At 70.6% G+C, this 19,237-nt stretch carries 19 protein-coding genes; 10 read left to right on the forward strand and 9 right to left on the reverse strand.

Translation table 11 applies throughout. The annotated features are described in order from the left end of the window. Positions 1-87: 87 nt before the first annotated feature. A complete protein-coding gene (locus ACIG5F_RS18695) occupies positions 88-1,023 on the reverse strand; it encodes an ATP-binding protein (protein ID WP_396518973.1) in 936 nt (311 codons plus the stop codon). A 74-nt stretch (positions 1,024-1,097) separates the two neighbouring features. On the opposite strand from ACIG5F_RS18695, the gene ACIG5F_RS18700 reads away from it, so the two are divergent. Continuing rightward, positions 1,098-1,484, forward strand: a complete 387-nt coding sequence (locus ACIG5F_RS18700) for an SCO5389 family protein (protein ID WP_396518974.1) — start codon at positions 1,098-1,100, stop codon at positions 1,482-1,484. A 164-nt stretch (positions 1,485-1,648) separates the two neighbouring features. Here the strand turns inward: ACIG5F_RS18700 and ACIG5F_RS18705 are convergent, their stop codons facing one another. Then, positions 1,649-1,801 (reverse strand): hypothetical protein, encoded by a 153-nt coding sequence (locus ACIG5F_RS18705; protein WP_396518975.1) that lies wholly within the window; start codon positions 1,799-1,801, stop codon positions 1,649-1,651. 37 nt (positions 1,802-1,838) lie between these two features. Next, positions 1,839-2,777, reverse strand: coding sequence for a helix-turn-helix domain-containing protein (locus tag ACIG5F_RS18710; protein ID WP_396518976.1), 939 nt, complete (start codon positions 2,775-2,777; stop codon positions 1,839-1,841). A 177-nt stretch (positions 2,778-2,954) separates the two neighbouring features. On the opposite strand from ACIG5F_RS18710, the gene ACIG5F_RS18715 reads away from it, so the two are divergent. Next, positions 2,955-3,842 (forward strand): alpha/beta hydrolase family protein, encoded by an 888-nt coding sequence (locus ACIG5F_RS18715; RefSeq protein WP_396518977.1) that lies wholly within the window; start codon positions 2,955-2,957, stop codon positions 3,840-3,842. Positions 3,843-4,513: 671 nt separating this feature from the next. Then, a complete protein-coding gene (locus ACIG5F_RS18720) occupies positions 4,514-6,178 on the forward strand; it encodes a substrate-binding domain-containing protein (RefSeq protein ID WP_396518978.1) in 1,665 nt (554 codons plus the stop codon). Between the two features lie 134 nt (positions 6,179-6,312). Here the strand turns inward: ACIG5F_RS18720 and ligD are convergent, their stop codons facing one another. Genes ligD through ACIG5F_RS18735 form a run of 3 tightly spaced genes read right to left on the reverse strand, consistent with a single transcriptional unit; the run spans position 6,313 to position 9,350 of the window. After that, a complete protein-coding gene (gene ligD, locus ACIG5F_RS18725) occupies positions 6,313-7,278 on the reverse strand; it encodes a non-homologous end-joining DNA ligase (RefSeq protein WP_396518979.1) in 966 nt (321 codons plus the stop codon). 4 nt (positions 7,279-7,282) lie between these two features. After that, complete coding sequence (locus tag ACIG5F_RS18730; protein WP_396518980.1) at positions 7,283-8,647, reverse strand: sensor histidine kinase; 1,365 nt, start codon at positions 8,645-8,647, stop codon at positions 7,283-7,285. A 28-nt stretch (positions 8,648-8,675) separates the two neighbouring features. Next, complete coding sequence (locus tag ACIG5F_RS18735; RefSeq protein ID WP_396518981.1) at positions 8,676-9,350, reverse strand: response regulator transcription factor; 675 nt, start codon at positions 9,348-9,350, stop codon at positions 8,676-8,678. A gap of 119 nt (positions 9,351-9,469) precedes the next feature. Here ACIG5F_RS18735 and ACIG5F_RS18740 point away from each other — a divergent pair, with 119 nt between their 5' ends. Together ACIG5F_RS18740 and ACIG5F_RS18745 are read left to right on the forward strand one after the other, a co-directional pair. Continuing rightward, positions 9,470-9,646 (forward strand): hypothetical protein, encoded by a 177-nt coding sequence (locus ACIG5F_RS18740; RefSeq protein WP_396518982.1) that lies wholly within the window; start codon positions 9,470-9,472, stop codon positions 9,644-9,646. Then, on the forward strand, positions 9,643-12,111 hold the full coding sequence (locus ACIG5F_RS18745; RefSeq protein WP_396518983.1) for an FtsX-like permease family protein: 2,469 nt from the start codon (positions 9,643-9,645) through the stop codon (positions 12,109-12,111). Before ACIG5F_RS18740 ends, ACIG5F_RS18745 begins: the two co-directional genes overlap by 4 nt. Here the strand turns inward: ACIG5F_RS18745 and ACIG5F_RS18750 are convergent. Together ACIG5F_RS18750 and ACIG5F_RS18755 are read right to left on the reverse strand one after the other, a co-directional pair. Continuing rightward, positions 12,086-13,090: an amidohydrolase family protein gene (locus ACIG5F_RS18750; protein ID WP_396518984.1), complete on the reverse strand. Its 1,005-nt coding sequence runs from the start codon at positions 13,088-13,090 to the stop codon at positions 12,086-12,088. The two genes, ACIG5F_RS18745 and ACIG5F_RS18750, sit on opposite strands and share 26 nt — an antisense overlap. A 67-nt stretch (positions 13,091-13,157) precedes the next feature. Then, positions 13,158-13,364 carry a hypothetical protein gene (locus ACIG5F_RS18755; protein ID WP_396518985.1) on the reverse strand — a complete coding sequence of 69 codons (207 nt, stop codon included), beginning with the start codon at positions 13,362-13,364 and terminating at the stop codon, positions 13,158-13,160. Between the two features lie 380 nt (positions 13,365-13,744). On the opposite strand from ACIG5F_RS18755, the gene ACIG5F_RS18760 reads away from it, so the two are divergent. Genes ACIG5F_RS18760 through ACIG5F_RS18775 form a run of 4 tightly spaced genes read left to right on the forward strand, consistent with a single transcriptional unit; the run spans position 13,745 to position 17,149 of the window. Continuing rightward, positions 13,745-14,500, forward strand: a complete 756-nt coding sequence (locus ACIG5F_RS18760) for a GntR family transcriptional regulator (protein WP_396518986.1) — start codon at positions 13,745-13,747, stop codon at positions 14,498-14,500. A gap of 2 nt (positions 14,501-14,502) precedes the next feature. Beyond that, a complete protein-coding gene (locus ACIG5F_RS18765) occupies positions 14,503-15,201 on the forward strand; it encodes a 4-carboxy-4-hydroxy-2-oxoadipate aldolase/oxaloacetate decarboxylase (protein WP_396518987.1) in 699 nt (232 codons plus the stop codon). After that, positions 15,201-16,199 (forward strand): PrpF domain-containing protein, encoded by a 999-nt coding sequence (locus tag ACIG5F_RS18770; RefSeq protein ID WP_396518988.1) that lies wholly within the window; start codon positions 15,201-15,203, stop codon positions 16,197-16,199. The genes ACIG5F_RS18765 and ACIG5F_RS18770 overlap by 1 nt, the downstream gene beginning before the upstream one ends. 14 nt (positions 16,200-16,213) lie before the next feature. Next, a complete protein-coding gene (locus tag ACIG5F_RS18775) occupies positions 16,214-17,149 on the forward strand; it encodes a VOC family protein (protein WP_396518989.1) in 936 nt (311 codons plus the stop codon). Positions 17,150-17,360: 211 nt separating this feature from the next. On the opposite strand, the gene ACIG5F_RS18780 is transcribed toward ACIG5F_RS18775, so the two are convergent. Then, entirely contained in the window at positions 17,361-18,179 is an 819-nt protein-coding gene (locus tag ACIG5F_RS18780) for a TIGR03619 family F420-dependent LLM class oxidoreductase (RefSeq protein ID WP_396518990.1), read from the reverse strand. Between the two features lie 200 nt (positions 18,180-18,379). On the opposite strand from ACIG5F_RS18780, the gene ACIG5F_RS18785 reads away from it, so the two are divergent. After that, entirely contained in the window at positions 18,380-19,198 is an 819-nt protein-coding gene (locus ACIG5F_RS18785; RefSeq protein WP_396518991.1) for a hypothetical protein, read from the forward strand. The last annotated feature ends 39 nt before the right edge of the window (positions 19,199-19,237 follow it).

Consider the following 19,237-nt stretch of genomic DNA (forward strand, 5'->3'; position numbering starts at 1 on the left):
CTCCGAGCCCCCGCCATCCACGCTACGCCCGGCCCGACCGACCGGCGCCCGTGTTTCGCGCCACCCCCGGTCGGGTGGCCCGTCACCTCATCCGGCGGCCGGCACGAAGCCCGGATCCACCTGCGCGGCAAGGTCTTCGCCGGCCCAGGCCCGGGCGTTGCGCAGGTGGAACTCGACGGCCTGCCGCTGGTAGGCGGCCCAGTCCCGGACGGTGCCGTCCAGCTCGGCCCGGATGGTGTCGAGGGCGGCGAGGTTGTCCGGCTCCAGCTCGGTGATCGGCAGCACCCGGCCCCGCTCGGCCGACCGGACGTGCCCCGAGCGGCCGAGCCAGCACAGCAGGTTGTCGCCGACCTCGTCGCGCAGGAAGTCCAGATCGTCCTGGTCGCAGACCTTGTTGCCGATCACCGCCACCCGAATGCCGAAGTCCTTGGCGTAGCCCAGATACTGCCGGTAGACGCCGACGCTGCGCAGCGTGGGCTCGCACACCAGGGCGGTGAGGTCGAACCGGGTGAACAGGCCCGACGCGAACGAGTCGGCGCCGGCGGTCATGTCCACCACGACGTACTCGCCCGGCCCGTCGACCAGGTGGTTGAGCAGCAGCTCGGCCGCCCCGACCTTGGAGTGGTAGCAGGCCACGCCCAGGTCGTCGTCGGTGAACGGCCCGGTCAGCGCCAGCCGCGCGCCGTCCACTTCCCGAACGCAGGCGGCGTAGATCGGATTGTCCTCCACCACCTTCAGCATCCGCGAGCCGGTGCCGGGCGGGGTCGTCTTGATCATCTTGTCCGCCGACGGGATGCGGGGGTTGCTGCCGCGCAGCCAGTCCTTGATCAACGGCAGGTGGGCGCTGAGCGTGGGCAGCGTCAGCACCTGCTCGTCGGAGGCGCCGAGCGCGGCGGCCAGGTGCTGGTTGATGTCGGCGTCGATGGCGAGCACCGGCGCCGAGCCGGCGATCAGGCGACGGGTGAACAGCGCCGACAGCGTGGTCTTGCCGCTGCCGCCCTTGCCGACGAAGGCGATCTTCATTCGGGTGACCCCTGTTGATAATGATTTCGATGTTCAGTAGAACGGTAGCAGCCCACCTTCGGAGGTCGAATCCCATGTCCCTGGACGTGCCCGCCGCCCTGCTCGCCCGCGCCACCAGCGGCGACGTCACCGACGACGAATTCGTCGCCTGTGTCCGCGACTCCCTGCCCTACGCCTGGCAGGTGATCAGCGGCGTGGTCGCCGACCTCGGCGACTCCGACTTCGCCGACAACGCCACGCCCCCGCCCAGCGAGACCGAACGCGGCCAGCTGCTCCGCGCCCTGGCCTCCGATGCCATCCGCGGCGGACTGGAGCGCCACTTCGGCGTGACCTTGGCTTTCCAGAACTGCCACCGGGTCGCCGTCTTCCGACCGTCCGCTGTGGACGGTCGACGCTACCGGGCGTTCGTGTCACCGCGCGGGCAACTGCTCAACCAGAGCCCCGAACTCCGCGACTGCTGATCACGCCGGCGGCCCGCGCAGCCCAACCGTCGACCACGCCAGCATCTCGTCCCGAATGCCCACCGACCACGCGGGCCGCCTGCGCGGCAGAAATCCAACCACACCAGCACTTCGCGCCGCATGGCCGCCGACCGCACCTGGGCCGCCGGCCACGCGGCTGCTGATCACACCGGCGTCCAGGTGTATTGGCCACGAGCGTTGTTGGCAGTGATCGCGATCCAACCAGGCGCGCCAGTCAGGTTCCCTTCGGCGACCTCGGTCGTGATGCCGGCAACCACGAGCGCCGCGTTGTCCGCGGTGAACACCTTGCTGCGCATCGTTCCCGTCCTCTCCTGATGGCCGCTGTTCCTGCCGTCACAGTTCCGGTCGGCCGTCGGCACGAGGGGTGTCTTGCTGAACACCGGGCCGCCAGACGTCGCTCGTCCCGCCGGGGGAGCGCTCGGCCGGCTCGGGGACGTGGTCGGCGGCCCAGCTGGCCAGGATGCGCAGCGCGTCTTCGGAGTCGCTGCCCGGCTCTGCGTCGTAGGCGAACAGGATGAGGCCGTCGGCGGGCAGGTCGAGGGATTCGTAGGCGAGGTGAAGGGCGCCGACCACGGGGTGGTGAATGACCTTGGCGCCTTGGTGGTACTGGCGGACGTCGTGGCCGGCCCAGCGGGCACGGAAATCGTCACTGCGGGTGGACAGCTCACCGATGAGGTCGGTGAGGTCCTTGTCGTAGGGGTCGCGGCCGGCCTGGGCGTGCAGGAGAGCGACCAGGTTGTCGGCGGCGCTTTCCCAGTCGCCCCAGAACTGGCGGGAGCGGGGGTCCAGGAATATGAACCGGGCATGGTTGGGGGTGGCGCCCCCGGCGGCTTCGATCATGGGGGCGTACAGGGCACGGCCGAGGCTGTTGGCGGCCAGGACGTCACCACGGCCGTTCAGGACGAACGCCGGGCAGGCCATGGAGTCCAGGAGACGCCGCAGGTTCGGCCGCACCGAGGCGGCGGCCGCCCGGCGTCGGCGTCGACGTCCCGGACCCGCGGCGCGGGCAAGATCCTCCAGATGGGTGCGGTCGTCCTCGCTCAGCCGCAGCGCCCGAGCGAGGGCGTCAAGGACCTGGTCCGACACTCCGGACAGGTCACCGCGCTCCAACCGCGCGTAGTACTCGACGCTCACCCCGGCGAGCAATGCGACCTCGGCGCGCCGCAGTCCCGGCACCCGACGGGGGCCATGGGCGGGCAGCCCCACCTGCTGCGGGCTGATCCTGGCGCGGCGGGAGGTCAGAAACTCCCGGGTCTCGGCTGCATTGTCCACGGCTTCCAGGTTAGGACGACATCCCGGAGCCACTCCGTATGCAGGGGTGCCCTGCCAGTGCACCCTTCATCAGTGGCTTCTCCCCAGCCCGAAAGTTACGTTCTCATGGCAGAAGGAAATGCGACACGATCTCACCACGAAACAGAAAGAGCTACTGTCATGGCGGATATTTCTGAGATGGTCAAGGGTCTGGCGAAGGGCCTCAGCAGCCCGGTGCGCGCGCCGATCCTGCACACGCCGGACGAGTACGGGATGGCGTACGAGGACCTCACGTTCCCGTCCCTGGACGGCACCCCGCTGGAAGCGTGGTGGATCCCCTGCCCAGGCTCGGACAAGCTGATCATCGCCAACCATCCGATGCCCATGAACCGCTACGGCTTTCCCTCGCACCTGCCCCCGTGGCAGTTCGTTCCCGGCAACACCATCGAGGTCAACTACATGCGGGAGTACCAGCACCTGCATGAGGCCGGCTACCACGTGCTGACCTACGACGCACGCAACCACGGCCAGAGCGGCGACGCCAACGGCTTCATCTTCACCTGGGGCCAGTTCGAGTCCCGCGACGTGGCCGGCTCGCTGCGGTACGCCACATCCCGACCCGACACGGCCACCATGAAGCTCGGCCTGCTCAGCCGCTGCATGGGCGCCAACGCCACGTTCATGGCGATGACCCGGCATCCGGAGCTCTTCGCGAACGTGCGCGCCCTGGTCGCCATCCAGCCGATCTCGATGCGCGCGATGGTCGAGCGCAACCTTGAGGCGATGGGGATCCCGGACCAGTTCGAGGCCGTCGACCGGGAGGTGGAGCTGAACCTCAGCTTCACCATCGACGAGGTGTCGCCGATCGAGTACGCCAAGAACTGCCAGGCGCCCACCTTCATCACCCAGGTGCACGATGACGCCCTGACCAAGCCATCCGACGTGCAGGCGATCTTCGACGCCGTCCCCGCAAGCGACAAGAAGCTGTTCTGGATCGAGGGCAGCACCCGCCGCTGGGACGGCTACAACTACTTCTCCGAGCACCCCGAGCAGCTGGTCGAGTGGTTCGACAAGCACGTGAACTGACCCCATGCCGCCCTCGCGCCGTTCAACGGCCCGAGGGCGACGTACAACGGCGCACGTCTCCATCACCGCTACAGCAGCGACAAGCATCCCGGTTTCGCGCGTCTCGCCCACAGCCTCACGAGGTCCCCCGCGGCAGGGCCAGGCGGCTTGGCGGTGGAGGTCGACGGCGGCGCCCAGCCCACCCATCACCGCAGAGGTCCTCGTGTCCCACTCCAACACCCAGCTGACCGTCCACGGCAGACGGCTCCTCCAGACTGTGGGCCGCCGGCAACCGGCAGGCCACAACCGACGCCCGCTAGGGCGGCAGTCCCGTGATCGGCCACAGCTTCGTCCACACGGCCGTCGCACCCACGTGGCAGTGCTCGCCGACGCCCTCGTCCTTCCGCATGGGTGATCCACTCAGCCACACACGGCGGCATCGAGTTCTCCACGGCCGCATGAAAGCCGTCGATGCCGTCGTCGAGGACGACGGTCGCCGGCCGCCGGTCGAACGCCGCCGCGATGTGCCCCGGGACGTCCCGCTTGGACGGTGCTCGGCGGCTTCTCCCCGATCCCGAACCGGTTGACGCGGGGGCAATCGCGCCGTTGGCAATCCTCGATTGAACCCGCCGCGGCTCCCCCGCGTATCAGAGCATGGCGACCCACGTCCTGACACGGATCGGGAGAGGCACATGGCGGCCAACCAGCACTCGCGTTCCCCGCAGCACCCACTCCGGCCCTTCCTCCTCCCGGCACTGGTCGCCTCGCTCGCCGTCACCGGCGTGGTCGTCGCGAACGAGGTGGCCTCCCCGCACTGCCACGGCGACACCATCCCGCTCCGGGTCGCGGTCACGCCGGCCATGCTCGCCCCGGTCCAGGACATCGCCGCCGCCTTCAACCACGACTCGGTCGACGTCAACGGACCCTGCGCGACCGTGGAGGTCACCGCCGAGCCGGCGGCCCAGGTCGTGCAGGACCTGCCGGTCAACCCCATCGACCCGCCGGCCCTGTGGATCCCGGACTCGGCACTGTGGGTCCCCACCGCCTCTCAGCTGGAAGCCAAGGTCAGCGGCCCCACCCCGCGCCTGACCGAGCACCCCTCGATCGCCTCCTCGCCGCTGGTCATCGCCGCGTCCCCGCAGCAGGCGAGCAAGCTCCACAGCTGGCAGCAGCTGGTCGCCGGCAACGTCACCATCGCCGACCCGCTCAGCAACACCGAGGGCATCGCCACCCTCGCCCTCGCGCAGCGCCTCGCCCCCGCCTCCACCGGCACCCCGCCGCCCCAGCTCATCGCCGTGCTGCTCAAGCTCCGCAACTCCACCGTGGACAGCACGGCCTCCGCGTTCACCACCCTGCGCCAACATCCCGACACCGTCTTCACCGCCACCGAGCAGTCCATCGTCGCCAACAACGCGTCCGCCGCCGGCAGCACGTCCACCGCCGGCAAGGCCGTCGCCGTCTACCCGACCGAGGGCAGCGTCCTGTTCGACTACCCCGTGGTCCGCGTGACCACGGCCAACGAGCCGACCGGCACCAACGCCGCGGCCATCGCCTTCGAGGCCGAACTCCGCTCGGCCCGGTCCATGGGCATCCTCAGCGCCGCCGGCTTCCGCGACCCGAACGCCGTCGCCTCCGCGTCCTGGGGCGGCAAGGACGGTGTCCGCTCCCAGACCCCGAAGCTCATTCCCGCCCCCACCGCCGACCAGGTCACCACGGTCATGCGGGCATGGAACGTCGTGCATCTCGACGGCCGCACCCTCGCCGTCATCGACACCTCCGGCTCCATGCAGGAGCCCATGCCCGGCGGCCAGCACCGCATCGACGTCGCCCGCGACGGCGCGCTGGCCGGCCTGTCGCTGATGCCCGACACCACCTCCGTCGGCCTGTGGACGTTCTCCCTCACCACCAGCGAACTCGTGCCACTCGGCCCGCTCGGCGGCCTGGACAACGGCGTCCCCCAACGGATCGCGCTGCAACGGGCCGGCCTCACCCTGCCGGCCCGAGTCGGCGGCAGCACCGCCCTGTACGACACCGCGCTGGCCGGCTTCGAAGCCCTCAAGACCGGCTACGACCCCACCAAGGTCAACGCCGTGGTCCTCATCACCGACGGCCGCAACGACCGCTCCGGCGGCCTGAGCCTCACCTCCCTGCTCACTCGTCTCCGCGCCGAGGCCGACCCCACGCGCCCCGTCGAGATCATTAGCATCGGCCTCGGCCCGGACGCCGACATGCCGGTGCTGAACCAGATCGCCGCGGTCACCGGCGGCAAGGCCTACCAGGCCCTGGACGCCGCCACCTTCCGCGCCGTGTTCTTCGACGCCCTCAGCCGCCGACCCTGCAACTCGAGCACCTGCTGACCGGCTCCCGGTCGTGCCCGCCTACCCACCGGACCCCGACCGCCAGCCCGACCTGTCCACTCGCCGAGCCTGACCGAAGGCGTTGCCCGTTCCCACCGTCCTGCCCTACCTACGGCCACCCCTCCCTTCCTCGCTCATGCCTTGTCCTGTTCGTCCTCGCTCGGCGGGTCTTCCGCGCCGGCTCGCTCGTCCCGGTCCGCCCACTCGAGCAGCGGCTCCAGCGAATGGGCGACATCGTCAATGCCCTCGTGCAGGTCACCGAGCTCGGCGAACCTGGCCGGCACGGTCGCGATGGTGAAGTCCCGCGGCTCGATGTCGGCGAGCTCGTCCCACCGGATCGGGGTGGACACGGTGGCCTCGGGCACGCCGCGGACCGAGTAGGCGCTGGCGATGGTGTGGTCCCGGGCGTTCTGGTTGTAGTCGACAAAAAGCGTGCGTGGGTCCCGTTCCCGCCGCCACCAGGTGGTGGTGACGACGTCCGGCGCCCGCCGCTCGACCTCACGGGCGAAGGCCAGCGCGGCCCGGCGAACCTGGCTGAACTCCCAGTCGGGCCGGATCCGCACGTAGACGTGCAGGCCGCGGCCACCGGATGTCTTGGGGTAGCCGACGATGCCGAGCTCGTCGAGCAGCTCCCGCACCACCCCGGCGACCAGCCGCACGGTGTCGAAGCCGCACTCCGGCATCGGGTCGAGGTCGATGCGCCACTCGTCGGGGCGCTCGGTGTCGGCCCGCCGTGAGTTCCACGGGTGGAACTCGACGGTCGACATCTGCACGGACCAGATCACGTCGGCCAGCTTGGTGACGCACAGCTCGTCGGCATGCCTCTTGTAGCGCGGGAAGAGCACCCGCACGGTCTCGAGCCACGGCGGCGCGCCGGCCGGCACCCGCTTCTGGTGCACCTTCTCACCACTGGTCCCGGTCGGGAACCGGTGCATCATGCACGGCCGCTCGCGCAGCGCCCGCACGATGCCGGGTCCCACGGCCAGGTAGTACCGGACCAGGTCGATCTTGGTCTCACCGCGGGCGGCGAAGTAGACCCGATCCGGGTTGGAGATCCGCACCGGGAAGCCGTCGACGTCCAGTTCCACCGGGCTCGCCACCCGCTCACGGTAACCCCGGCGAGGCCCTGGCACCCGGCAAGCGCGCCACGAACCTGGCCCCGATGGCGCTGTTCTCGATCTGGAGCGAGCCGCCGTGGCGGACCGCGATGTCCCGGGCCAGGGTCAACCCCAGCCCCGAGCCGCCGACATCCCGGGTCCGGGCGTCGTCCAGCCGCACGAACCGGTCGAACACGCGTTCCCGATCACCGACCGGAACGCCAGGACCGTCGTCCATCACCTCCAACACGACCTCACGACCGACGGACAACCGCACCGCGACAGTCGACGCGGCATGCCGCACGGCATTGTCGAGCAGGTTCCGCAGCAGCCGCTCCAACTGCACGAGCTCGCCGTGGACCAGGGCCGGACAATCCACAAAGGACCGCACGGTCGGCCCGCCGCCCACCGACCGCTCGGCGACCTGCTCCATGACCACGTCGGCCAGGTCCACGACCTCGGACGCCGGGGCCGCCTCCTCCACGGACAGTTGGAGCAGGTCGGCGGTGACCCGCTGGAGCCGTTGCACGTCGAGCAGCGACCTCTCGGCCACGGCCGGCCAGTCCGCCCGGTCGGGATGCGCCAGCGCCACCTCCAGGCCGGTGCGAAGGCTGGCCAGCGGACTGCGCAATTCGTGACTGGCGTCGGCGACGAAGCGTTCCTGCCGGTCATGGGCCCGCTGGAGCCGTTCGAGGGTGTCGTTGGTGGTGGCCGCGAGCCGGGCGATCTCGTCCCGGGACCGCGGCACCGGCACCCGCCGGTCGAGCCGGCTGCCGCTGACCCCGGACAGCTCCAGCCGGATCGCCTCCACCGAGCGCAGCGTCTTCCGCAGGGCGAACCACGCCACCAGGGCCGCGACCAGCGCCGCCGGCGGGATGAAGAACACCATGGTGTCGTCGAACACCCGCAGGGTGCTCACGGTGTTCCAGGGCAACACGAACAGGTACGCCGTGAACCGGTTTCCCTGGGCGTCATCGACGACCTGGCCCAGCGCGCGGTAGGTGCGGAACTCCCGCCACAGTGGATGCTCGGCCGAGCGCAGCGTCACGTCGACGGTGGCACGCCAGTCAGCTGGAGCCCCGGCGGGCGCGGGCCCCGGTGGAGTCCACTGTGGATGCAGACGGGTGATGCTCTCGCTGGCCACGACCACCTGCCCGGAGGCGCCGACCACGACGTACATCGCGTCGCCGCTCAACCCGGCCGCCCGATCGGCGCCGGGCAGACCGTGCTGATAGGCCAGCGCCAGCTGGCTCAGCTGTCCACGGGCCGCGTTGGCGTCGTCATTGGACATCCGCAGGTCCACGAACGACCGGATGACCACCGCGCCGAGAGCGAACAGGCCCCCGCACACGAGGAAGACCACCAGGGTCATGCTTTTCCGGAACGACGCCGGCCACCATCTACTCATCGTGCGCCAACCGATAGCCGATGCCTCGCACCGTCTCGATGGTGTGCCGCCCGAACGGGACGTCCAGCTTGCGGCGCAGGGCTCTCATGTACACCTCGACGATGTTCGGCTCGCCGCGGTAGGCCATGTCCCATGCCTGTTCCAGGATCTCGAACTTGGCGACCACCTCGCCGCCGTTGCGCATCAGGCATTCCAGCACGGCGAACTCCTTCGTGGTCAGCCGCACCGCCTGCCCCGCGCGCCGGACGATCCGCTTGGCCGGATCCAGCGAGAGGTCGCCGAACGTCAACACGGTCGATGCGCCGACCCGGCCGCGCCGGGCCAGGGCCCGCAGCCGGGCCTTGAGCACCACGTACGAGAACGGCTTGCTGAGGAAGTCGTCGGCGCCGGTGTCGAGCGCCTCGGCCTCGTCGTACTCGCCGTTCTTGGCCGTGAGCATGAGAATCGGCGTGGTCACGCCGGCCGTCCGCAACTCCTGGCACACCTTGTACCCGTTCATCCTGGGGAGCATGATGTCCAGCACGATCACCTGGTAGTGGTGCTCCAGCCCGAGTTCGAGCCCCTCGACCCCGTCGTGCGCGAGATCGACGGCGTAGCCCTCGGCCTCCAGTCCCCACTGGAGGCCCTCGGCCAGCCGCCTCTCATCTTCCACGACGAGTACTCGCATGGCTCGATCCTCCCAGATCCGTCCGGCCGTTCCTGAAGAGAACTTCAGGTTGCTTCAGCCGCCGTTCAGCCTCCGCCCGGCACGATCGTCCGGACAGCGCGTCGAGCGAGGAGAGCACAGTGGACAGTCCCATGGCGGCCGAGGTGACCGATGTGGTGAAGGTGCACGGCCGCGGCGAGACGGCGGTGCGGGTGCCCGACCACGGCGTCCTGCTCGCGGACGGACGGGTCGCCGCGCATCTCCAACGGCCGACCGCCGACACCGTGTTGTCCGCGCTGACCTCCCTGGGGGCATGATGCTGCGCACCGTTTTCGCCGGGTTGACGGCCCGGCCGACCCGGATGTTGTTGTCCGCGCTGGCCATCGCGCTGGGCGTGGCGTTCGTGTCCGGGTCGCTCATCCTCGCCGACGCCGCGCGTGCCGGCGTGCGCGCCGCGGTCGCGTACCAGCTGCGCGGCGTGGACGCGGACATCACCGTGAAGCGCGGAGATCTGGACGAGTCCGTCCTGAACACAGTCCAGCACCTGCCCGGTGTCGCGGCGGCCGAGGGCCGCGCGTGGATCGGCGCCCCGCTGCTCAAGGACGGCCACGCCCGCGACGCGGGTGCGATGGCGCTGCCGGCCGACGACCACCTGCGGCCGTTCGACCTGGCCGACGGGCGGTTGCCGGCCAAGGCCGACGAAGTCGCGATGGCCACCGAGGTCGGCTTCTCCCCCGGCCAGCGGGCAACCGTGTTCGACCAGGACGGCCGCCAGCACCAGTACACCGTGGTCGGCGCCTTCAGCCGGCCGACCGACGCCGGCATCGGCGCACCGCAACTGGTGCTCACGGCCGACGCGGTTCGCCAGCTGGCGCCGCAGCAGGGCTTCAGCGAGATCGTGGTCCGCGCGACGCCCGGGGTGGACGACCGTCAACTCGGGGACACCATCGCGCGGGCGTTGCCGGGTGTCGAGGTGGCGACCGGCGAACAGGCGGCGGCGCAGCTGCTGAGCACCGCCGCCCCGGACTCGGCCAACCTGACCAAGTTCTTCGCGGCGTTCGCGGTGCTGGCGATGGTGGTGGCGGGCCTGGTGATCGTCAACTCGTTCACCATCCTGGTCACCCAACGAGCCCGCGAGCTGGCGCTGCTGCGCTGTGTCGGGGCCGGCCGGTCGCAGGTGTTCGGCGGCGTGTTGATCGAGGCTGCCGTTGTCGGAGCCCTTGCCTCGGTGGTGGGCCTGTTCGCCGGGCTCGGCGTCGCCGCGCTGCTCCAACTGGGAAATCCCTCCGGTGTGCACGTGCCGCTCACGGTCAGGACGGCTGTCGAGTCGCTGGCGATCGGTGTGCTGGTGACGGTGCTGGCCGCCGCGGTGCCGGCGCGAGCGGCAACCCGGGTCGCGCCGGTGGAAGCCCTGCGCGCGCCCGTCGAGGGCACGTCGGCCCGTGCCGGCAGGCTTCGCGCCGTCATGTCGGCGGTGGCGCTGGCGGTGGGTGTCGGGGCGGGTGCCCTGTCACTGTCCTCCACCGACGTGGACACCGGAGCGGCGCTGGCCGTCGTGGCCATGGTGGCGCTGCTCCTGGCCGCGCTGTCGATCGGCCCGGTGCTGGTCGGACCCGTGGTCCGCGTGCTGAGCAGTGTCTTCGCCCCAGTGCTGGGACAGCCGTCGAAGTTGGCCGCGCTCAATGCCGGCCGCAACCCCAGGCGCACCGCGGCCAGCGCCGCCACGCTCACCATCGGGCTCGCCGTGGTGACGCTGGTGACCACGGTGACGGCCGGGATCGAGGGCGGGCGCAGCCAAGGCGTCGACCACCAGCTGGCCGCGGACTTCACCGTCACCAGCGCCGTTGCCACCCGGCCGCTGCCCGACAGCCTGGCCACCGCGCTCGGCCACGTACCCGGAGTGGCCGCCACCGCGCAGCGTGTGTCCTTCTCCGGCGATCTCGGCTCGCGCGGCGCCTACGGCATGGCCGCCATCAGTGGCGACGCCGTGGGCAGCCTGGTGCGACCGGTGGTGTTGTCCGGCCGGCTCGACCACCTCGGCCCGGGCGAGATCGCCGTGAGCAAGCAACTCTCGACCGAGGCCGGCCTCGCGGTCGGCGACATCGTGCACGCCAGGGTGCCCCTGCGCGTGGTCGCCGTCTACGACAGTGTCAACGCCCCTGGCGTCGATCTCGGCCTGGCGCTGGTCGACATCGCGCAGATGACCGCGATCACGTTGCGCGGCAGTGTCGGCTACGACGGCAGCCTGCTGGTGAAGCTGGCTCCCGATGCGAACGCCGACCAGGTGCGGCCGTCGCTGGAACGGGCGCTGGCCGCGCAACCGCTGGCCCTGCTCAACAGCATCGCGGACATCAAGGCGCAGATGACCGCGCCGCTGCGAGGCACGCTCAACCTACTGTGGGCGCTGACGGCGCTGGCGGTGGTGATCGCGTTCGCCGGCATCGCCAACACGCTGTCGCTGTCGGTGCTGGAACGCTCCCGGGAGTCCGCCCTGCTGCGGGCGCTCGGCCTCACCCGGGGCGGCCTGGGGGCGTCGGTCATGGCCGAATCGGTGTTCGTCGCGCTGCTCGGCGCGGCGTGCGGCCTGCTGGTCGGTGTGGTGTCGGCGTGGTTGCTCACCCACGTCGCCTCCACCGATGCCGAGCCCGTGCTGTTCACGTTGCCGTGGTCCCGGCTCGGCATCCTGCTGGCCGCCGCCGTGCTGGCCGCTCCCCTCGCGGCGTTGCTGCCATCGCTCCGGGCGTCCCGGCAGTCGCTCACCGCCGCGATGGCCGACCGATGACCGCCTCCAGCCGCGGATACACCCGGAGGGCATTGTGCTGATAGACCTTGGCCCGGTCCACATCGGACAGTGCGGCCGCGTCCACGTAGCGACGGGTGTCGTCGAAGTGGTGGCCGGTGCGGCTGTCCACGCCGCGGACGGCGCCCAGTGTCTCCGAGCCGAACAGCACGGAGTCCGCGCCGATCACCTCGAACAGCAGGTCGATGCCGGGCTGGTGGTAGACGCAGGTGTCGAAGGAGACGTTGGCCAGCACGTGTTCGGCCGGTTCCGGGCGGCCCAGCATGTCGGCGAGCCCGCGGTAGCGGCCCCAGTGGTACGGGACCGCGCCGCCGCCGTGCGGGATCACCAGCCGCAGCTCGGGCAGGTCGGCGAACAGATCACCCTGCACGAACTGCATGAAGGCGGCGGTGTCGGCGTTGATGTAGTGGGCGCCGGTGGCGTGGAACACCGGATTCGCCGACGCCGACACGTGCACCATCGCCGGCACGTCCAGCTCGATCATGGCCTCGTAGAACGGATACCACTCGCGGTCGGTGAGCGGCGGGGCGGTCCAGTGGCCGCCGCTCGGGTCGGGATTCAGGTTGCAGCCGACGAAGCCCAGCTCCTCGACGCAGCGCCGCAGTTCGCCGATGGACCGCTCGATCGGCACGCCCGGGGACTGCGGAAGCTGGCCCACGCCGACGAACCGGTCGGGGTGGAGCTCCACGACCCGGTGGATCAGATCGTTGCACGCCCGAGCCCAAGCGAGACTGGTCGACTCGTCGCCGCGGTGGTGGGCCATGGCCGAGGCCCGCGGCGAGAAGATGGTCAGGTCGATGCCGCGTTCGTCCATGATGCGCAGCTGTTGCCGCACGGACTCCCGGATCTCGTCGTCGCTGATGGTCGGGTAGGTCGGTCGGTCGCCCGCGAGCTGGCGCTCCCGCCAGTTGGTGTGGGCGGCGGGCACGGTGGTGTAGTGGCCGTGGCAGTCGATGATCACGGTGACAGTTCCTCCAGTGCGCGATTACGGGTGCGGGGCGTGAACTGAGCCAGTACCGCGGCGACGCTCACGAAGCTCGACACCAGCAGCAGCGCCGGCAACGGGCGAGCAGCGGGCCCTCGACCACCACGCCGGTCGCGCCGCCGAGCACGCCGACACCGTCGACCAAGCCGAAGCCGGCCGACCGCACCCAGGTCGGGGAGCTCTCCACGGACAGCACGACGGTCGGTGGCACCGACGAGATGAAGCCGAAGAACACCAGGAAGGAGCCCATGAGACGATGCCGACAGCCGCGTAACTCACGGCTCGTCGCGGCACTCGATCCGGACCCGCCAGCGCGGTCGCAAGGTCCATCGTCAGCGTGTGTGCGCTGCTGGACATGAATCCTCCCTCGGTCTGCGCTGCCGCGTCACCGAACGGACCCCTCGCCTCGGCGGTCCCGGATACGGTCGGTTTCTCGGAGCCGCCACGCCCTCGCGGATCACGTGCTTCGACCGCCTGTCGACCAGGCGAACCAGGGCGTTGCCCACGTCCTCGAGGGGATGGCTCAGCACCGTAGCTCCGTCGACACGATTGTCACAAGTGTTGCCGACAGAATTGTTGACAATCTTGTGTGAGATGCTTAGCGTCCGTTGTCGAGGAAGGGAGCCGCCCATGTCGAGCACGCCGCGGAAGAACGAACCCGCCGAGCGGGCAGCGACGACGCGGCGGTCCGACGAGGCCGGCGAACTGGTCCAGGCCCGGGTGTCGCGGGCCGGCCAAGCCGATGCGCCGCAGGAGGGTGAGGCCGGGCGGCAGGCCGCGGTGGCGGCGGTGCGGGCGGCGCTGATGGCCGGCGATCTGGTGCCCGGGCAGCGGCTGGTCGAGACGGAGCTGGCCGAGACGTTCGGGGTGACCAGGGCCAGCGTGCGGGCGGCGCTGATCGACCTGACCGGCGAGGGGCTGGTCGAGCGGATCCCCAATCGCGGGGCGCGGGTGCGAGTGGTCACCGTCGCGGAGGCGGTGGCGATCACGGAGTGCCGCATGGTGCTGGAGGGGCTGTGCGCGGCGAAGGCGGCCGAGAAGGCGACCGACAACGAGGTCGAGGCGCTGCTGGAGATCGGCGAGCAGATGCGGACGGCGGTGGCGGACGGCGAGCCGATGAAGTACTCGGCGCTCAACCGCGAGCTGCATCGCTTGGTGCGGGAGATCGCCGACCAGCCGGTGGCCGCCGAGCTGCTGGAACGCCTGCACGGGCAGCTGGTGCGGCACCAGTTCCGGCTGGCGATGCGGGACGGGCGCACCCACGTGTCGCTGCCGGAGCACCTGGCGATCGTCGACGCGATCGCCCGGCACGACCCGGACGCCGCCGAGCGGGCCGCCCGAGAGCACCTGCGCAGCGTGATCACGGCACTCGAGGAAACGGAGTAGACATGGACACGGTGGTGGTGACCGACGTCCCCCGGGCGCCGCTCGACGCGATCGACCGGTTGGCCGGCTACGGGGTGGCGACGGTGCACGAGGCGTTGGGGCGCACCGGATTCCTGGGTCCTGGTCATCGGCCGACGCACCTGGGCCGCCGGATCGGCGGCTCGGCGGTCACGGTGCTGTGCTGGCCCGGGGACAACCTGATGATCCACGCGGCGGTCGAGCAGTGCCGGGACGGCGACGTGCTGGTCGTCACCACGGCTTCCCCCTGCACGGACGGCATGTTCGGCGAGCTGCTGGCGACGTCGTTGCAGGCCCGGGGAGTTCGCGGGCTGGTCATCGACGCCGGCGTGCGGGACATCGCCGAGCTGCACGAGATGGCGTTCCCGGTGTGGTCCCGGGTGGTCAGCGCGCAGGGCACGGTGAAGTCGACGGCCGGCGCCGTGAACGTGCCGATCGTCGTCGGGACGCAGACGATCCGGGCCGGCGACGTGATCCTGGCCGACGACGACGGGGTGCTCTGCGTGCCCCGGGACGAGGTGGCCGGGGCGATCGAACTGGCGCAGGCCCGGGTGGACAAGGAAGAGGCGGCGCGGGCGGCGTTCCGAACCGGGCAGCTCGGCCTCGACCGGTACGGATTACGGGACAAATTGGCGGCGCTGGGCGTCCGCTACATGACGGCCGCAGAGTACGGAACCCGATGATGGCCGGCGTTCCGTGCGTGCTGATGCGGGGCGGCACCTCCAAGGGCGCCTACTTCCTCGCCTCCGACCTGCCCGCGGACCCGGCCGAGCGGGACGACCTGCTGATTCGGATCATGGGCAGCGGAGATCCGCGCCAGATCGACGGCATCGGCGGTGCGACCCCGTTGACCAGCAAGGTCGCCGTGGTGTCGCCCAGTTCCCGGCCGGGCGTGGACGTCGACTACCTGTTCCTGCAACTCGGTGTGCAGGAGGCGACCGTCTCCGACAAGCAGAACTGCGGCAACCTGCTGGCCGGCGTCGGGCCGTTCGCCGTCGCCCGGGGGCTGGCGCCGAGCGGGCAGCCCGTGCGGATCCGCATGGTCAACTCGGACAGTGTGGCCACCGCCCGGTTCCCGACCGAGGACGTCGCCATCTCCGGGGTTCCCGGCGTCGCCCCCGGCGTGGTGCTGGACTTCGACGACACCGAGGGGCCGAACGGGGTGCTGCCGACGGGAAACCTCGTCGACCTGATCGACGGCGTGCCGGTGACCTGTGTGGACAACGGAATGCCGGTGGTGGTCGCCCGCGCGACCGATCTCGGGATCACCGGCTACGAGACGGTGTCCCAACTCTCGGACGACCTCGCGCTGCGTGATCGCGTGCAACGGCTGCGGATGCAGGCGGCGGCGCTGATGGGTCTGCGGGACACCACGTCGGTGCCGAAGACCACGCTGGTGGCCAAGCCGGCCGACGGCGGCTCGATCTGCACCCGGACGTTCATCCCCGTGCAGCTGCACACGTCCATCGGCGTGCTCGGCGCGGTCAGCGTCGCCACCGCGCTCCTGATGGAGGGGGCCGTCGGCCACGAGCTGTTCGTCGGTTCGTCCAGAGTGGACGTCGAGCACCCCACCGGCCACCTCCACGTCGAGGTCGAACTGGACCCGGCCGGCAAGGTGCGGCGCAGCGGCGTCGTGCGCACCGCCCGGATGCTGTTCGACGGCACGGTTTTCCCGCGATAGCAAGGAGAATTCGCATGACTCCCCGGCACGATGTCGCCCACATCGGGCATGTCGAGCTGCTCACCCCGGAACCCGAGCGCAGCCTGTGGTTCTTCACCGAGCTGATGGGGCTCACCGAGAACGGCCGCGACGGCGACTCGGTGTTCCTGCGCACGTGGGACGACTACGAGCAGTACAGCCTGGTGCTCACCGCCAGTGAGACCTCCGGCATCCGCCGCACCGCCCTGCGAACCTCCAGCCAGGAGGCGCTCGATCGGCTGGCCGCCTCGATCCCCGGCGGCCGGTGGCTGCCCGCCGGCGCCGGCATCGGCCCCAGCTATCTGTGCGCCGATCCCGACGGTCACGAAATCCAGCTGTACTGGGAAACCACCTGGTTCGAGGCGCCGCCGGACCTCAAGCCGTCGCTGAAGAACCAGCCGCAGGCCTATCCCGGCCGGGGCATCGGGGTCCGGCGGCTCGACCACGTCAACTTCCTGGCCGCCGACGTCCCGGCCAGCAGCCGCTTCGTCGCCGACGCCCTGGGCGGCGAGGTCACCGAGCAGATCGTGCTGGACGACGGGGCCGTGGCCGCGTCGTGGCTGCACTTCGGCAACAAGTCCTACGACCTGGTCTACACCAACGACTGGACGGGCAGCACCGGCCGCCTGCACCACATCGCGTTCGCCACCGACACCCGCGAGGACATCCTGCGCGGCGCCGACATCTTCCTCGACAACAACGTGTTCATCGAGACCGGCCCGCACAAGCACGCCATCCAGCAGACCTTCTTCCTGTACGTCTATGAGCCCGGCGGCAACCGCGTCGAGCTGTGCAACCCGCTCACCCGGCTGATCCTGGCCCCCGACTGGCGGCCCATCAGCTGGACCCAGGCCGAACGGGCCAAGGGACAGGCGTGGGGGCTGAAGACCATCGAGTCCTTCCACACGCACGGCACTCCCCCGGTCCCCTAGATCCGAAACTACGCGCTGGCAATGGTGTTCATCACTCGCCTGTCGCCGACGCTGGTGGACGCCGCCGGCGCGCCGCGTGCGGCCGACAGCCGCCGCGTGGCGGGACCTGATGACCGAAACCTCGGCCGTCGCCGATGCGTACGGTCCATTGTGGACGGCAATGTCGATGACACCCCGGCTGCGGCCGCGGAGATCCAGCGCCTGCGGGCGGTCACCGCCGGTCGAGCAGCCCGGCCCAGCCGTCGAGCCGGTCGAGATCGCCCGGACCCGAGGTCAGCGTGAACAGGCAGCGATCCACGCCCGCGTCGGCGAACGCCAGCAGCATCGGCGCCTCCGGGATCGCGCCGAACAGCGTCACCGGCACCCGGTGACCGGCCCGTCGGCGCAGTTCGGCTATGCGGTTCGCCAACTCCGTGAGCGAGGCCAACGGCCCGCACTGCGGCAGCCAGCCGTCGCCGAAGGCGAGGACGCGGTCCTCGACGCCGGGACCGTTGCCGCCGACGAGCACCGGCGGATGCGGCCGCTGCACCGGCTTCGGCCATGACCACAGCGGATCGAAGTCGGCGTGCGGGCCGTGGTGTTCGGCCTCATCGGCGGTCCAGATCGCCCGTATCGCTCGCACCCGATCGGCCAGCACGGCCATGCGCTGGCGGGCGTCGGTGCCGTGATTGGCGAGCTCCAGTCGGTTCCAGCCGGCGCCGACGCCGAATTCGACGCGGCCGCCGGACATCTGGTCGATGCTGGCGACCTCCTTGGCCGTGATGATCGGATCCCGTTGCGGCACCAGGCAGACCGCCGTGCCCAGGCGGAGCGTGGTGGTCACGGCGGCCGCGGCGGCGAGCGCGACGAACGGGTCGCAGCTGGCGGCGTAGTCGCGGGCCGGACGGTTGTCGTCACGCCGACTGGCCACGGGAATGTGGGTGTGCTCGGCGTACCAGAGCGACTCGAAGCCGCGTTCCTCGACCGCGCGGGCGAGTTCGGGCGGCGTCAGGCCATCGCATCCGCCGAACACCGCGATCCCCAGCTGCATGCCGGCACGCTAGCGGCCCGATCACGGCGTTGTCGCAAGTTTTCGGACCCATCGGATGAAATGGTTTCCATTGACAGCGCGGAAGCCTCGGTCCTAAGGTCGGTGCCGCAAGACATCGGATGTTCTGGCCCACAAGGGGCCGTTCTCCCGCCGCCCGATGTGTACCCCTGTCGTTCGCCGCCAGGAAGGACACACCGACGATGCCGGAATCCCTGCCGCAGTTCTCCCGCAGGACCGCCCTGCGCACGCTGGCCGTCACCGCGCTCGCCGCGCCGATCGCGCTGCACCCCCTGACCTCCGCCTTCGCCGCCCCGGCGGCCACCACGCTCTGGCACCCCGACCCCGCCACCGACGGACTCAAGGCGTTCGAGGGCATCGAGGCCGACCGCGGCGGCAAGCACCCCGACCGCAAGTACGTCGTGGTCGAAGGCGACCACTACCGCTTCAACATCTGGAAGGACGACCGCGACACCACCGGCGGCGGCGACCGCCAGCGCACCGAGTCGAAGGGCATGGTGCACAACGGCGCCGCCCTGAAGATGACAAACGGCGAGACCTGGACGATCTCGTACGACATGTACATGCCGTCGTCCCTGCACGGCACCAGCAAGTTCACCCACATCTTCCAGACCAAGACACCCTCGACCAACGGCGGCCCGTGGGTGACGATCGACCTGAGCCGCAGCGGCAGCACCGAGATCATCCAGGCCCGCGCCTACGCCAACTCCGGCTCGCCGGCGATCGCCAAGACCGATCTGGCCCCGCTGCGGGACAAGTGGATCAACATCTCGCTGACGCTGACCCCTGGCTCCAAGGGCGTGGCCGGCGCGATCATCCGCAGTGGCGCGGGAAGCAGCGCGCCAATCGCCGCGCAGGGCCGGCTGACCAATGTCACCATCCCCGACCAGGGCGACTATGTGCGGCCGAAGTGGGGCATCTACCGGTCGGTGCAGAGCGCCAGCTCCGACATCCTGGACACCTACCTGCTGTTCAAGAACTACACGGCGACCAAGAACTGACGCCGTCCGGGCACTTGAGTAGGTCAGCCTGGCCTAAGT

Origin of the sequence: Kutzneria sp. NPDC052558, from assembly GCF_044547355.1 — a bacterium.
Lineage (GTDB): Bacteria > Actinomycetota > Actinomycetes > Mycobacteriales > Pseudonocardiaceae > Kutzneria.

Bases quoted from the DNA above. Each gene is read 5' to 3' on its own strand.
- ACIG5F_RS18695 (WP_396518973.1), bottom strand. From the start codon at position 1,023: ATGAAGATCGCCTTCGTCGGCAAGGGCGGCAGCGGCAAGACCACGCTG.
- ACIG5F_RS18700 (WP_396518974.1), top strand. From the start codon at position 1,098: ATGTCCCTGGACGTGCCCGCCGCCCTGCTCGCCCGCGCCACCAGCGGC.
- ACIG5F_RS18705 (WP_396518975.1), bottom strand. From the start codon at position 1,801: ATGCGCAGCAAGGTGTTCACCGCGGACAACGCGGCGCTCGTGGTTGCC.
- ACIG5F_RS18715 (WP_396518977.1), top strand. From the start codon at position 2,955: ATGGTCAAGGGTCTGGCGAAGGGCCTCAGCAGCCCGGTGCGCGCGCCG.
- ACIG5F_RS18720 (WP_396518978.1), top strand. From the start codon at position 4,514: ATGGCGGCCAACCAGCACTCGCGTTCCCCGCAGCACCCACTCCGGCCC.
- ACIG5F_RS18730 (WP_396518980.1), bottom strand. From the start codon at position 8,647: ATGACCCTGGTGGTCTTCCTCGTGTGCGGGGGCCTGTTCGCTCTCGGC.
- ACIG5F_RS18735 (WP_396518981.1), bottom strand. From the start codon at position 9,350: ATGCGAGTACTCGTCGTGGAAGATGAGAGGCGGCTGGCCGAGGGCCTC.
- ACIG5F_RS18745 (WP_396518983.1), top strand. From the start codon at position 9,643: ATGATGCTGCGCACCGTTTTCGCCGGGTTGACGGCCCGGCCGACCCGG.
- ACIG5F_RS18755 (WP_396518985.1), bottom strand. From the start codon at position 13,364: ATGGGCTCCTTCCTGGTGTTCTTCGGCTTCATCTCGTCGGTGCCACCG.
- ACIG5F_RS18760 (WP_396518986.1), top strand. From the start codon at position 13,745: ATGTCGAGCACGCCGCGGAAGAACGAACCCGCCGAGCGGGCAGCGACG.
- ACIG5F_RS18765 (WP_396518987.1), top strand. From the start codon at position 14,503: ATGGACACGGTGGTGGTGACCGACGTCCCCCGGGCGCCGCTCGACGCG.
- ACIG5F_RS18770 (WP_396518988.1), top strand. From the start codon at position 15,201: ATGGCCGGCGTTCCGTGCGTGCTGATGCGGGGCGGCACCTCCAAGGGC.
- ACIG5F_RS18775 (WP_396518989.1), top strand. From the start codon at position 16,214: ATGACTCCCCGGCACGATGTCGCCCACATCGGGCATGTCGAGCTGCTC.
- ACIG5F_RS18780 (WP_396518990.1), bottom strand. From the start codon at position 18,179: ATGCAGCTGGGGATCGCGGTGTTCGGCGGATGCGATGGCCTGACGCCG.
- ACIG5F_RS18785 (WP_396518991.1), top strand. From the start codon at position 18,380: ATGCCGGAATCCCTGCCGCAGTTCTCCCGCAGGACCGCCCTGCGCACG.